Annotated in this window: 10 protein-coding genes; 2 read left to right on the top strand and 8 right to left on the bottom strand. The window is 70.1% G+C overall.

The annotated features are described in order from the left end of the window. The first annotated feature begins 385 nt into the window (after positions 1-385). Together ACGFZS_RS31095 and ACGFZS_RS31090 are read left to right on the top strand one after the other, a co-directional pair. Entirely contained in the window at positions 386-1,981 is a 1,596-nt protein-coding gene (locus tag ACGFZS_RS31095; protein ID WP_365691063.1) for an acyl-CoA carboxylase subunit beta, read from the top strand. A gap of 35 nt (positions 1,982-2,016) precedes the next feature. Next, on the top strand, positions 2,017-2,214 hold the full coding sequence (locus ACGFZS_RS31090) for an acyl-CoA carboxylase subunit epsilon (RefSeq protein WP_089098553.1): 198 nt from the start codon (positions 2,017-2,019) through the stop codon (positions 2,212-2,214). A 160-nt stretch (positions 2,215-2,374) separates the two neighbouring features. On the opposite strand, the gene ACGFZS_RS31085 is transcribed toward ACGFZS_RS31090, so the two are convergent. From ACGFZS_RS31085 to ACGFZS_RS31050, 8 genes are all read right to left on the bottom strand, one after another. Further along, positions 2,375-2,956 carry an ATP/GTP-binding protein gene (locus ACGFZS_RS31085; protein WP_123973912.1) on the bottom strand — a complete coding sequence of 194 codons (582 nt, stop codon included), beginning with the start codon at positions 2,954-2,956 and terminating at the stop codon, positions 2,375-2,377. Continuing rightward, positions 2,937-3,506, bottom strand: coding sequence for a DUF742 domain-containing protein (locus tag ACGFZS_RS31080; protein ID WP_365691066.1), 570 nt, complete (start codon positions 3,504-3,506; stop codon positions 2,937-2,939). Before ACGFZS_RS31080 ends, ACGFZS_RS31085 begins: the two co-directional genes overlap by 20 nt. 96 nt (positions 3,507-3,602) lie before the next feature. Then, positions 3,603-4,016 (bottom strand): roadblock/LC7 domain-containing protein, encoded by a 414-nt coding sequence (locus ACGFZS_RS31075; protein WP_093825739.1) that lies wholly within the window; start codon positions 4,014-4,016, stop codon positions 3,603-3,605. Between the two features lie 10 nt (positions 4,017-4,026). Further along, the gene (locus ACGFZS_RS31070) at positions 4,027-7,311 is read right to left on the bottom strand and encodes a nitrate- and nitrite sensing domain-containing protein (protein WP_393797847.1); all 3,285 of its coding nucleotides are present in this window, start codon (positions 7,309-7,311) and stop codon (positions 4,027-4,029) included. A gap of 387 nt (positions 7,312-7,698) precedes the next feature. Continuing rightward, the gene (locus ACGFZS_RS31065) at positions 7,699-8,274 is read right to left on the bottom strand and encodes an ATP/GTP-binding protein (protein ID WP_046729249.1); all 576 of its coding nucleotides are present in this window, start codon (positions 8,272-8,274) and stop codon (positions 7,699-7,701) included. After that, positions 8,255-8,653, bottom strand: coding sequence for a DUF742 domain-containing protein (locus tag ACGFZS_RS31060; RefSeq protein WP_019058642.1), 399 nt, complete (start codon positions 8,651-8,653; stop codon positions 8,255-8,257). Before ACGFZS_RS31060 ends, ACGFZS_RS31065 begins: the two co-directional genes overlap by 20 nt. Before the next feature lie 110 nt (positions 8,654-8,763). Further along, positions 8,764-9,177 (bottom strand): roadblock/LC7 domain-containing protein, encoded by a 414-nt coding sequence (locus tag ACGFZS_RS31055; RefSeq protein ID WP_023546525.1) that lies wholly within the window; start codon positions 9,175-9,177, stop codon positions 8,764-8,766. Between the two features lie 9 nt (positions 9,178-9,186). After that, positions 9,187-13,152 carry a nitrate- and nitrite sensing domain-containing protein gene (locus ACGFZS_RS31050; RefSeq protein ID WP_393797846.1) on the bottom strand — a complete coding sequence of 1,322 codons (3,966 nt, stop codon included), beginning with the start codon at positions 13,150-13,152 and terminating at the stop codon, positions 9,187-9,189. Between the last annotated feature and the right edge of the window lie 353 nt (positions 13,153-13,505).

The raw sequence follows: 13,505 nt of genomic DNA, 5'->3' as shown, positions 1-13,505 counted from the left end.
ACGTTCAACGAACTTAACGCAGCCCACCGTAGACCCATTCCATTCAACCTTCAACATCATCCGCTCGCGTGTCGCGGTCATTACTCAACGTAACGTCGGGTAGTGCATATCGCGACGCGACGGGACGCCGCGGCGGGGGGTGCGGATAGGGTGCGGGAGGCGCCGTCCGGGGCCCGCGTCACCCGGCGGGTGGTATGGGCCACCTGCGAATGTGAGCCGGGTCTCAGGTGTCGCCTTTGTGGCACCCCTACAACGGCGCAGCCCCCTGAGCAGTCGGAACGGCTGCATGCCGTTCTGGTTCTGTTCAGTGCTTCCAGGAAAACGCGTCGGAGACTGTACGGAGTCGACGTCTCGCATTGCTTGGTGTCCTTCGTAAGGTCGCTACATGACCGTTTTGGAAGAGACGACGGGCGAGCCCACCGGCGAACCGACGGACGCGCGCGGGCGGGTCGCCGAGCTGCACGGGATCCGTGCGGCGGCTGTGGCGGGCCCCAGCGAGAAGGCGACCGAGGCACAGCACGCCAAGGGCAAGCTGACGGCCCGGGAGCGCATCGAGCTGCTCCTGGACCCGGGTTCCTTCCAGGAGGTCGAGCAGCTGCGCCGGCACCGTGCGGTCGGCTTCGGCCTGGAGGCCAAGAAGCCGTACACCGACGGTGTCATCACCGGCTGGGGCACGGTCGAGGGCCGTACGGTCTTCGTCTACGCCCATGACTTCCGGATCTTCGGTGGCGCGCTGGGCGAGGCCCACGCCACCAAGATCCACAAGATCATGGACATGGCCATCGCGGCCGGCGCCCCGCTGGTGTCGCTGAACGACGGCGCCGGTGCCCGTATCCAGGAGGGCGTCTCCGCCCTCGCCGGCTACGGCGGCATCTTCCAGCGCAACACCAAGGCGAGCGGTGTCATCCCGCAGATCTCCGTGATGCTCGGCCCGTGCGCCGGCGGCGCGGCCTACTCGCCCGCCCTCACCGACTTCGTCTTCATGGTCCGCGAGACCTCGCAGATGTTCATCACCGGACCGGACGTCGTCAAGGCGGTCACCGGCGAGGAGATCACCCAGAACGGGCTCGGCGGCGCCGACGTCCACGCGGAGACCTCCGGCGTCTGCCACTTCGCGTACGACGACGAGGAGACCTGCATCGCGGAGGTCCGCTACCTCCTCTCCCTCCTCCCGCAGAACAACCGCGAGAACCCGCCGCGCGTCGAGTCCACGGACGCCGTCGACCGCCGCAGCGACGTCCTCCTGGACCTGGTCCCGGCCGACGGCAACCGGCCGTACGACATGGCCAAGGTCATCGAGGAGATCGTCGACGACGGCGAGTACCTGGAGGTCCACGAGCGCTGGGCGCGGAACATCATCTGCGCGCTGGCCCGGATCGACGGCCAGGTCGTGGGCATCGTCGCCAACCAACCGCAGGTGCTGGCAGGTGTCCTGGACATCGAGGCGAGCGAAAAAGCTGCGCGCTTTGTCCAGATGTGTGACGCTTTCAATGTTCCGATCGTCACCTTCCTGGACGTACCGGGCTTCCTCCCCGGCGTCGACCAGGAGCACGGCGGGATCATCCGCCACGGCGCGAAGCTCCTCTACGCCTACTGCAACGCGACCGTGCCGAGGATCTCGCTCATCCTGCGCAAGGCGTACGGAGGTGCCTACATCGTCATGGACTCCCAGTCGATCGGCGCCGACCTCACGTACGCGTGGCCGACCAACGAGATCGCGGTGATGGGCGCGGAGGGCGCGGCCAACGTGATCTTCCGTCGGCAGATCGCCTCCGCCGAGGACCCCGAGGCCATGCGGCAGAAGATGGTCAAGGAGTACAAGGCGGAGCTCATGCACCCCTACTACGCGGCCGAGCGCGGCCTGGTCGACGACGTCATCGACCCGGCCGAGACCCGAGAGGTGCTCGCCAAGTCGCTGGCGATGCTGCACACCAAGCACGCCGACCTGCCGTCCCGTAAGCACGGCAACCCCCCGCAGTAATCCCGCGGAAACCTCTCTCACGGAGACTGACACCCATGAACGTGCCTGACATCCGCGTCGAGAAGGGCAACGCCGACCCGGAGGAAGTCGCCGCCATCACGGCGGTCCTCCTGGCCCGCGCGGCCGCCCGGCCGACCGCCGACACCGAGCAGACCCACCGAGGCCGCGCCAAGGCCGGCTGGCGCCGCCTGGAGCGCGAGAACGGCTTCCGCGCCCCGCACAGCTGGCACTGAGCCCTTCACGCACGTGACCACGGCCCCGCTCCCCCTTCCGGGAGAGCGGGGCCGTGGCGTGTCCGGAGAGGCCCCGGGGCAGAACCGCGTACGGGTAGGGGTACGGATATGACAGAGGGGCCCCTCCCGGACGGGAGGGGCCCCTCTGCGGAGATCGTCGCTAGCGCAGGCGCGCCATGAGCGCGTGTTCCACCAGGGTGATCAGGGCCGACTTGGCGTCCGCGCGGTGGCGGGCGTCGGTCGTGATGATCGGGGTGTCCGGGCCGATCTGGAGCGCCTCGCGCACCTCTTCGGGGTTGTACGGCTGGCTGCCGTCGAAGCCGTTGAGGGCGACGACGAACGGCAGGCCGCTGTTCTCGAAGTAGTCGACCGCGGGGAAGCAGTCGGCGAGGCGGCGGGTGTCGACAAGCACGATGGCGCCGATGGCGCCGCGTACCAGGTCGTCCCACATGAACCAGAACCGGTCCTGGCCGGGCGTGCCGAACAGGTACAGGATGAGGTCCTGGTCCAGGGTGATACGGCCGAAGTCCATGGCGACCGTGGTGGTCGTCTTGTCCCCGGTGTGGGTGAGGTCGTCGATGCCGGCAGACGCGGACGTCATCACGGCCTCTGTGCGCAGCGGGTTGATCTCCGAGACGGCACCGACGAACGTGGTCTTGCCCACGCCGAAGCCGCCCGCCACCACGATCTTCGCTGAGGTGGTGGAGCGGGAAGGACCGCCGCTAGAGCTTGCGAAGTCCACTGAGCACCCTTTCGAGCAGTGTCACGTCTGGCTGGCCGCCGGCGTTCTCGTCGCCGCCGGGCTGATGGATGGCGACCAGGCCCGCCTCCGCCAAGTCGGCGACGAGGATCCTGGCCACGCCGAGAGGGATCGACAGCAGGGCCGAGACTTCGGCCACCGACTTGATCTCCCGGCAGAGGTTGCAGATCCGCTGATGCTCGGGCAGTTGGCCCTGCATCTGGTGCGGCTGCGCGGTGGTGTGCACCAGCGCCTCGATGGCGAGCTGGTACCGCGGGCGGGTCCGGCCACCGGTCATGGCGTACGGACGCACCAGGGGGTTGTTCGACCCCGAGGCCGGCGCCGGCTCGGGACGGCGCTGCGGCTGTACCGGCTGGATGCGCGGCGCCGGCGGCTGGTCGTACGGCGAGGGACCAGGGCCCTGCGGTGCGTACGGCTGCCGGTGGCTCGGCGTGGAGGGGAAGTTGTACCGGTTCGCGGAACCGTCGCCCTGGCCCTGGGCAGGACCGTACGACCAGTTGCCGTTATTCGAACCGCTTGGGGGTGTTGCCACTTTCTCTCCTCCTCCGACCGTGCCGGGCACCCATCCCTGTGGAGCCGCGTCCCGAAACCTTACGGCCCCGGGACGCCAAAACGCACCGTCTGACTATTAGTTGAGAAGGCTTCCTTGGAGTTCCTGACGCAGATCCGGGGTAAGAACCGTGCCCGCGCGGTCCACCAAAAGGGCCATCTCATACCCAATCAGGCCGATGTCGGCCTCCGGGTGGGCGAGGACCGCCAGCGAGGAACCATCAGAAACGGACATGATGAAGAGGAATCCCCGCTCCATCTCCACAACCGTCTGGTTCACGCTGCCACCCTCGAAGATCCGGGAGGCGCCTGCCGTCAGAGACGTCAGACCGGAGGCGACGGCCGCGAGCTGGTCGGCACGGTCGCGGGGGAAGCCTTCGGACATCGCCAGAAGGAGTCCGTCGGCGGAGACCACCACCGTGTGGGACACCCCCGGGGTGTTGTCCACGAAGTTGGTGATCAACCAGTTCAGGTTCTGTGCCGCCTGGCTCATCGGGCTCACACTAACGCTCCTGGTTGTAGGTGCTGTCAGGACCGAAGCCCTGGCCGTTCGTTTCACTGCCTGCGTTGCGTCCGCGCTCGACGCCGCGACGCAGGTTGCTCAGCCTGCCCCGGATGTCCTCCGGGGCGCGGGAGACCTGTGGGCCTCCCTGAGGGGTGCTCTCGGCGGCTCCCTCGACCAGGTTGGCCTTGGGTACCCGCCTCGGCAGGCCGGAGGAGGTGACCCCGCCCGCCTTGGGCTTGCGCAGCTGCGAGGCCTGCTGCCAGCGCTCGTCGTTCTGGGAACGCCAGTTGCTGTCGCCGCCCGTCGCCGGAGCCGGGGCCGCCGGTGCGGGGGTCTGCTGTGCGGCCGGTGCCGGTGCCTGCTGTACGGGACCCGTGCCGTTCGCGTGGCCCGTGCCGCCGCCGGCGGAGCCCCGGCGGGGCAGCCCGGCATCGGTCAGCTGGTGGCCTGCGGAAGGGGCCGCTCCCGGACGGTCGAAGCCTACGCGGTTCCGCTCGTCCACGTCACCGGCCTGCACCGACTCCGCTTCCGGAGCGTACTGGGCCGGGTAGCCGTTCTGGTAACCGTCCTGCTGCGGCCAGTCGTCCTGGTAGGACTGCTGCTCGCCGAAGGCCGGGAAGGACTCGGAGGCGGCGGTGTGCGCGGCCGCGGGCTTCTCCTGGACCGGTTCCGGATAGGCGGGCTCGGGGTAGCCGCCGGTGGAGAAGGCGTCCGGCGAGAACGCGTCGTTCTGCGGCAGACCGCCGTTCGGCGCGTAGTACTGCTGCCCGTCGTACCCGCCCTGCGACTGCTCCTGGTAGGCCGCCGGGGAGTCGAAGCCCGTGGGCTGCTCCTGGAAGGCCGTACCGGCGCTGTCGTAGCCCTGCCGGCCCCGATCGAACTCGTCGACGTACGACGGGATCTCAGCGGTCTCCTGAGGGCTCTGCGGGGCCTCTGCGCCCTGCGAGGGCTGCGCCTGGGCCTCCAGGGCCGCACGGCGCTCCTCGCGCATCAGGGAGCGGCCGACGGGGTCCAGGTCGCGGATGTCGTCGGGGACCTCCACGTAGCGGCTGTCGTCGAAGCCGAGTTCGGCGGCCGTACGCATCGGCTGGAGCTGCGGCTGGCTGAAGTTCTCGGCCTGGAACTGCTGCTCCGGGATGATCTGCGAGACGGTGAACTCGTCGCGGTCCAGCTGCTGTTCGCCGCCACCGCCGTGGGTGATCGCGTCCGGCAGCATGACCAGCGAGGTCGTGCCCGCCTGCTCGCCCGAGGGGCGCAGCTGGACCCGGATGCCGTGCCGGTCGGACAGCCGGCCGACCACGAAGAGGCCCATGCGCTGGGAGATCGCGGCGTCCACGGTCGGCGGGTTGGCCAGCTTGTGGTTGATGTCCGCGAAGTCCTCGGCGGTGAGGCCGATGCCCTTGTCGTGGATCTCGATCATGATGCGGCCGTCGGGGAGACGGGTCGCGGTGACGCGGACCTTGGTCTGCGGGGAGGAGAACGTCGTCGCGTTCTCCAGGAGCTCGGCCAGCAGGTGCACGAGGTCGGTGACCGCGCGGCCGTGGATCTCGGCCTCCGGGACGCCGGACAGCTCGACGCGCTCGTACTGCTCCACCTCGGAGGAGGCGGCGCGCAACACGTCGACCAGCGGGACCGGCTGGTCCCAGCGGCGGCCCGGCTCCTCGCCGGCGAGGACCAGGAGGTTCTCGCCGTTGCGGCGCATACGGGTCGCGAGGTGGTCCAGGCGGAAGAGGTTCTCCAGCTGGTCCGGGTCGGCCTCGTTGTTCTCCAGGTCGGTGATCAGGGTCAGCTGGCCCTCGATCAGCGACTGGTTGCGGCGCGACAGGTTGGTGAAGATCGCGTTGATGTTGCCCCGCAGCAGGGCCTGCTCGGCGGCGAGCCGGACGGCCTCGCGGTGGACCTGGTCGAAGGCGCGGGCGACTTCGCCGATCTCGTCGGTCGTGCTGATGGGGATCGGCGCCACCCGGGTGTCGACCCGGCCGGGGTCGGTGCGGGAGAGCTGGTCGACCAGCATCGGCAGGCGCTGCTCGGCGATGCCGAAGGCGGCGTTGCGCAGCTGGCGCATCGAGCGGGACATCTGGCGGGCCACCATGCCGGCCAGGATGAACGCGGCGAGCAGCGCGACCACGACCGCGGCACCGGTGATGAACGCCGAAGTCTTGGCGTCGTCGGCGATGCCGGAGGCCTCGCTCACCGCCTTGTCGGCCATGTCCGACTCGATGGTGCGGTAGGCGTTGTACTTGAGGGTGTTGACCGTCCACCAGTTGTCGGCGGTGATGCCCTTGGTGGCCAGCGCCTGCCGGGTGGACGGGTCGGTGTCCTGCAGCGTCGCGAGCGCCGAGACCATCGCGGTCGAGTTGGACGGCGGGGCCACGTAGTTCGGGTCCTTGGCCTTGGCCTGCTGGACCAACGCCGCGCCGTCGCTCTTGATCTTCTTCTGGAGATCGGTCAGCTTCTGCGCGTCCGCCTCGGTACCACCGCCGATGTACTCCTCGACGGCGATGCCTTCGAGGTAGGCGTACGAGGAGAGGGCGACGCGCTGCGAGGCCAGGTTGCCGGCGTCCGGGCCGGGCTTGATCAGCAGGTGCATGCCGATCGAGCGCTCCAGCGACAGCGCCGCCTTGGTGAGCGAGATGGCGTAGACGGTACGGCCGTAGGACGTGATGTTTCCGGTGCCCAGGCCGAGCTCGTTGGCGAACTCCATCAGGGGGTGCGCGATCTGCGTGTACCCCTCTTCGGTCTGCACACCGGTGAGCTTGGTGGTGTACGCGGCCGTACGCAGGTTCGCGAGCGAGGGCTCCGCCTCGCGGAACAGCTTCAGACGGCGTTCCAGACCGGCCTTCTGCGGCATGTTCTGCGCTGCCGCGTCGAAGGCGTCGGCGGCCTTGTCGGTCTCCGCGCGTGCCGCGGTGACCGTGGCCTTGTCCTTGTTCAGGAGCAGCGGCGCGGCGGTGACGTCACGCTCGTTGTAGAGGGCGTCGCCGTAGCTCAGAGCGGCGCGGACCAGGCGCGCGGTGTTCTCCGCGTCGCGGGCCTCCTGCCAGGTGTCGATGGAGCTCTTCACCTGGAAGCCGCCCATCACGAGGCCGACGACCACGGGTATGAGCAGAATCGCGTTCAGCCTGGTCGGCACACGCCAGTTCCGCGGGGAGAAACGGCCGCCGCTCTTCGCGGGCGCGGCCGGTGGTTCCGCGGCTGGCACAGGGGTGGGCGCCGCAGCGCGCGGCGGCGGGGTGAAGTTGCCCCGTGCCGACGGCTCGGGACCGTTCTTGCTTCGCCTCACTCGACCAACAACCTCTCGGCGGCGGGCACCTGTCGTCGTGCCGCAGTCTCTCAGAGCCCGGTGTGTCACAGACCACTACTCAGTACGTCTTTGACTATTGGGCAGTTCAGGCATTCCAGCACGGGGGCCTGCGCACTTCCAAACACCGGAAACCGGCGGAGTACGCGGATGTAAGTCCCAGATAAAACGGTCATAAAGAGCGAGCCCCGCCAAAAGGCGGGGCCGATGTGAGCGCAGCGGTACCGCGTGACCGCGACGCGTGGCGATACCACTGGATTCCTCTGCCGAAACGTTATGAACACCGGAGCCGACCGTGTCAAAGGCCACAGTCGGCTCCGGTTTCCTTACGACAACTGCCGTATGCGATGTCGGACTTGCCTACGCCTACTACCGCAGTCGTGCCATGAGGGCGTGCTCCACCAGGGTGATCAGCGCGCTCTTCGCGTCCGCGCGGTGCCGGGCGTCCGTCGTGATGATGGGCGCGTCCGGTCCGATCTGCAGTGCCTCGCGTACCTCTTCCGGAGTGTAGGGCTGGTGCCCGTCGAAGCCGTTGAGGGCGATGACGAACGGCAGGCCGCTGTTCTCGAAGTAGTCGACCGCGGGGAAGCAGTCGGCGAGACGGCGGGTGTCGACCAGGACGACGGCGCCGATGGCGCCGCGTACCAGGTCGTCCCACATGAACCAGAACCGGTCCTGGCCGGGCGTGCCGAACAGGTACAGGATCAGGTCCTGGTCCAGGGTGATACGGCCGAAGTCCATGGCCACCGTGGTGGTGGTCTTGTCCCCGGTGTGGGTCAGGTCGTCGATGCCCGCCGAGGCGGACGTCATGACGGCCTCCGTGCGCAGCGGGTTGATCTCGGAGACCGCTCCCACGAAAGTGGTCTTGCCGACGCCGAAGCCGCCCGCCACCACGATCTTCGCGGAGGTGGTGGCCCGGCCTCCGTCAGAGCTTGCGAAGTCCACTGAGCACCCTTTCGAGCAGCGTCACGTCCGGTGCGCCGCCGTTGTTCTCGTCGCCGCCCGGCTGGTGGATGGCGACCAGGCCGGCCTCGGCGAGGTCGGCCACCAGGATCCGGGCCACACCGAGCGGCATGGCGAGCAGGGCCGACACCTCGGCCACCGACTTCACCTCACGGCACAGGTGGCAGATGCGCTGGTGCTCCGGGAGCAGCCCCATGAGCGCTGCCGGGTCGGCCGTGGTGCTGATCAGCGCCTCGATGGCGAGCTGGTAGCGCGGCCGGGTCCGGCCGCCGGTCATCGCGTAAGGACGTACCAGCGGCTGGTCGCCCTCGTCCCCGTACGGCTCCGCGTACGGATCATGAGAGGCGGTGGGCGGGGTCATCGTTCCTCCGGGCGGGACAGCAAGTCGGTCAGTCGTGCCGTCGGACGTGGCCGGTGGGGGGATTGTGGCGGCCGGACGGTGATTTGGTGAGGTGGGTTGGATCCAGGCTGTCAGTGGAGCAGACTGCCTTGCAGTTCGGCGCGCAGATCGGGCGTGAGCACCGCGCCCGCGCGGTCGACCAGCAGTGCCATCTCGTAGCCGACGAGGCCGATGTCGCACTCCGGGTGGGCCAGTACGGCGAGGGACGAGCCGTCGGAGACGGACATCAGGAAAAGGAAGCCGCGTTCCATCTCGACGACCGTCTGCGCCACGGTGCCGCCCTCGAAGATCCGGGAGGCCCCGGCCGTCAGCGAGGTGAGCCCGGACGCGACGGCCGCCAGCTGGTCGGCACGGTCGCGGGGGAAGCCTTCGGACATCGCCAGAAGGAGGCCGTCGGCGGACACGACGACGGTGTGGGACACCCCCGGGGTGTTGTCCACGAAGTTGGTGATCAACCAGTTGAGGTTCTGTGCCGCCTGGCTCATCGGACTCAACTAACGCTCCTGCTGGTGAGTGGGGTTCGGGAAGCTGCCGGTCTGCTGGCCGGGTGCGGCCTGCCTACCCTGCGCGATACCCCGACGGAGATTGGTCAGCCGGCCGCGGACGTCATCAGGCGCACGCGAGACCTGCGGACCGGTGTGGTGCTGTTGCTGCTGCGCCGTGCCCGGTACGAGGTTCGCCCGGGGCACCCGGCGCGGCAGACCGGAGGTGGTGACACCGCCCGCCGCCGGCTGCCGTACACGCTCCGCCTGCCGGACGAGGTCGTCGTTCGGAGAGGTGCGCCAGGCTGCCTGGGCGGGACGCTGGGGGGCCGCGGCCGTGGGGGCCGGCGGCTGGGAGGGCAGCGGCGGAATCGACGCCGGGCCGGTCCCGTTGGTGTTGCCGTTGCCGTTGCCGTTGCTCTGCGGCTGCTGCTGGTCCTGCTGGCCGCCGTGGAACCAGTTGGTCTCCAGCGTGTCGTACAGCGGGGTACGACCGTCACCGGGACCGCTGGCCGGCGGCAGCGCCTCGGGCTCCTGGCGGGCCGGCGGGACCGGCGGACGCTGGGCGGCGCCGAAGTCGGCACCGCGTCCGTTGGTCTGCGGGCGCTCGAACTGACCCGTGGCGTGCTGGCCGTTGCCGTTCTGGCCGTGGTTCCCGTAGCCGTTCTGGCGGCCGGGCAGGGAGTGCTGTCCGGTGGAGCCACCGTCGAAGGACGGCGTGGCGAACTGGCCGGTGGAGCCGTTGTCGTAGGCCTGCGGGGCCGCGTACTGCCCGGTGTTCTGGGCACCCGCCTGCGGGCCGCCCGAGCCGCCGAAGACGTCGGAGCGGACGAACTGGCCGGAGTCCTGCTGGCCGTTGACGTTCGGGCGGGGGAACGAGCCGGTGTCGTGCTGGCCGTTCACGTTCGGGCGCGGGAACGACCCCGTGTCCTGCGGGCCGTTGGCGCCGGGCCGCGGGTACGAGCCGGTGCTCTGCGGGCCGGTCGTGCCCGGCCGCGGGAACGAGCCGGTGCTCTGCGAGCCGTTCGGCGCGTTGAAGTCCGGGCGGGGGAACTCGCCGGTCGACGACGCCTGCGGGATCGCCGGCATCTGAGAGGTGGCGCCGAGATCCTGCCGGTCGTCGATGCGGGGCATCTGCGCGGTGTGGCTCGGGTCCTCGTCGTGGCCGCGCGGGGTGTCCAGCGAGGCACGGGAGAGCGGCGGCTGGGCGTTGTCGTCGCTCCAGCTGGGCCGGCCCTGCGGCGGGTTGCCGCCGGGCAGTTCGGCCCGCGGGCCACCGCGCGGCGGCAGCTGGGGCTGACGGCCCTGGTCGGAGGAGTTCGCGGAGCGCTGCGGCGGGACCGGACCACGGTTGCCGAAGGCGTCCTGACCGCCGAAGGAGTCCTGCGGGTTGCCGAACGCGTCCTGGCCGCCGAAGGCACCGCCGCCGGACCGGCCCTGCTGCGGGGCCTGCGGGCCACGCGGCCCGCCGCCCTGGGCGCCGGGACGGCCGCCGTTCTGGCCCGCGCCGGGCAGCGCGGCCCGGGGACCCTGGCCCGCGCCGACCTGGCCGCGCGGGCCGGCACCGGCACCGAGCAGTCCGCCGCCGGAGGGCCCGCCCGAACCGAGCGCACCACCGCGTCCGCCGGCCGTGCCGGCACCGCCGAGGGCCGGGGCGGGGGCACCCGCGCCGAGCGGACCGCCGGCACCGCCCTGGCCGTTACCGCGGCGGGCGGCGGCCGCACCGGCCGCGGCCTGCGCGGCGGCCGGACCACCGGCGGCCGCGGGGGCGCCGGGCTTGCCGGGAGCGGGCTTCTTGCCGCCCTGGGCGACGTCCACCGGGAGCATGACCAGCGCGGTCGTACCACCGGAGTCGGACGGGCGCAGCTGGATGCGGATGCCGTGCCGCTGGGACAGACGACCGACCACGAACAGACCCATGCGGCGGGAGACCGAGACGTCCACGGTGGGCGGCGAGGCGAGCCGCTCGTTGATCGCCGCGAGGTCCTCGGGGGAGAGGCCGATACCGGTGTCGTGGATCTCGATCAGGACGCGGCCGTCGGGCAGCGCGTGACCGGTGACCTTGACCTTGGTCTGCGGGGAGGAGAACGAGGTGGCGTTCTCGAGCAGCTCGGCGAGCAGGTGCACGAGGTCGTTGACCACGCGGCCGGCCACTTCGGTGGTCGGTACGGCGGCCAGTTCGATGCGCTCGTACTGCTCCACCTCGGACGCGGCGGCGCGGAGCACGTCGACCAGCGGGACCGGGCGGGTCCAGCGGCGGCCGGGCTCCTCACCCGCGAGGACCAGAAGGTTCTCACCGTTCCGGCGCATACGGGTCGCGAGGTGGTCGAGCTTGAAGAGGGAGGACAGCTGGTCCGGGTCGGCCTCGCGGGACTCCAGTTCGGAGATGAGCGAGAGCTGACGCTGGATGAGGCCCTGGGAGCGGCGCGAGAGGTTGGTGAACATCGCGTTGACGTTGCCCCGCAGGAGGGCCTGCTCGGCGGCGAGGCGGACCGCCTCGCGGTGCACGTCGTCGAAGGCCGCGGCCACCTGGCCGATCTCGTCCCGGGAGTGCACACCGACCGACTCCACGGACGTGTCGACGTCCTGCGGGTCGGACTCGGAGAGCTGCTTGACCAGCTCGGGCAGGCGGTCCTGGGCGACCTTGGTGGCGGTCTCCTGGAGGCGGCGCAGCGAGCGGATCATGGAGCGGGCCACGATGAAGGCGCCGACCAGCGACACACCGAGGACGAGCAGGATCAGCGCACCGGAGATGATCGCTTCCCGCTCGGAGGAGGAGCGCAGCTCGCGGGCCTTCTGCTCCATGTCCTCGAGCAGGGTGTGCTCGATCTTCTGCATCTGGTCGATCTTGGTCGAGCTGTCGTCCACCCAGTCGCGGTACGACCGCTTGGAGAGCTCGTTCAGACCGTTCTGGGCGCCGAGGGCACGCTTCGCGTAGGTGTTCGCGGACTCGATCGTCGGGTTGTTCTCGTCGATCGGCTTGAGCAGTTCGGCCGCGTTGCCGGCGTAGATCTTCCGGAAGATCGTGAGCTCGGAGGTCTCGCTCTCCTGGGCCGACTCGCCGTAGAGGCGGTCGTTCTCGGAGAGGTCGCCGGCGGTCGTGTTGTTGGCGGGCAGGGCCGCGGCGATGACGGCGCGCTGCACGGACGCGTACTCCTTGGCGGTGGAGAACGCCGCCAGGGCGCGGGTGCGCTGGATCATCTCCGGGTTGCTGGAGGCCTGCGCCATGTCCTGCGACAGGTCGATCAGCTGGGTGATCAGCCGGTGGTAGGCCTCGACCGTCTGGGTCGAGTTCTCCTTCTGCTGGTACGCGTCCTTGCGGATCTTCGCCAGGTCGTCCAGCTGGCCGGCCAGGCCGACGAGGCTGTCGCGGACGCCCTGGAGCTGACCGTTCTTGCTCGCGGTGTCGATTTCCTCGGAGGCGTTGAGGAAGTTCTCGCGGGCCTGGTCGGTGGTCTCCTCGAGGCCCTTGACCGTGACGTCGTTGGTCGACGCGCCGTGCGCCAGCAGACCGGCGGACTTGTCACGCTCGTTCTGGAGCTCCTGGGCCAGCTCGGTGGCCTGCGTGGTCATGTCCGTCAGCAGCTTCATGTTGTCGAGCTGCTGGATGTCGTCGAGCGAGGTGTTGATACGCACCGCGCCGAGCGTCGTCGCCGCCACCACGGGGAGCGCGAGCAGCGACACCAGGCGCGTGGAGATGCGCCAGTTGCGCAGGGCTATCCGCGAGCCGGGGTTCGACGAAGCCTTCGGGGGCTTGATCGTGGGCGTCGGTGTGACGGCCGGCTGGGGGCCCGTGGACCCCGAAGACGCCGACACGGCGGGGCGCCCGGAGCGCTCACCGCCGTCACCGCCACCGCCGGCCGGGGCCGTGCCCGGCCCCAGGTTCTGGGCGTGCTGGGGGGAGGAACCGCGGTCGGTCCCGCCGTGCGCCTCCGGCTCCGCCGGAGCGCTGCCATCCCTCTTGAATCGTCCCTGCACTAGCGTCGCAACCTCTGGACCAGGCGCCCCTCCGCTGAACGGAGAGACACGGTGTCGGCGTTGTACGGGGAGCGCCCTGAATACGCCCCCTGTTGGTCGTGAGTGTGACCGGCGCTGGCTCCCCCTGTCTCGCCGCCACTCGGCGCTGCGTTGCGCCCCCTGCGCGCCGGCTCGATCCTGCGGCGGTTCCGTGGAATTCCAGCACAGTGCCGGATCTCCAACAAGGGCCGTGGGCCGAGCTGTGACCTCCGTGACAGCGTGTGAGTGACACGTTACGAGATGTCGAAGCCGAGCACGTACATAACGGACGTATCCCTGCCAGTCGCGGGCACGCGAGGGGTGTCCCAGTCGCC

The sequence above is a fragment of the Streptomyces sp. NPDC048288 genome (assembly GCF_043201555.1).
Taxonomy (GTDB): Bacteria; Actinomycetota; Actinomycetes; order Streptomycetales; family Streptomycetaceae; genus Streptomyces.
The sequence above is the reverse complement of the archived record's forward strand: the minus strand, read 5'-3'. Positions and strand labels throughout refer to the sequence as shown.

What these genes read in the sequence shown, in the direction of transcription:
- ACGFZS_RS31055 (WP_023546525.1), bottom strand. Translation starts at nt 9,177, where the DNA reads ATGAGCCAGGCGGCACAGAACCTCAACTGGTTGATCACCAACTTCGTG.
- ACGFZS_RS31075 (WP_093825739.1), bottom strand. Translation starts at nt 4,016, where the DNA reads ATGAGCCAGGCGGCACAGAACCTGAACTGGTTGATCACCAACTTCGTG.
- ACGFZS_RS31060 (WP_019058642.1), bottom strand. Translation starts at nt 8,653, where the DNA reads ATGACCCCGCCCACCGCCTCTCATGATCCGTACGCGGAGCCGTACGGG.
- ACGFZS_RS31095 (WP_365691063.1), top strand. Translation starts at nt 386, where the DNA reads ATGACCGTTTTGGAAGAGACGACGGGCGAGCCCACCGGCGAACCGACG.
- ACGFZS_RS31090 (WP_089098553.1), top strand. Translation starts at nt 2,017, where the DNA reads ATGAACGTGCCTGACATCCGCGTCGAGAAGGGCAACGCCGACCCGGAG.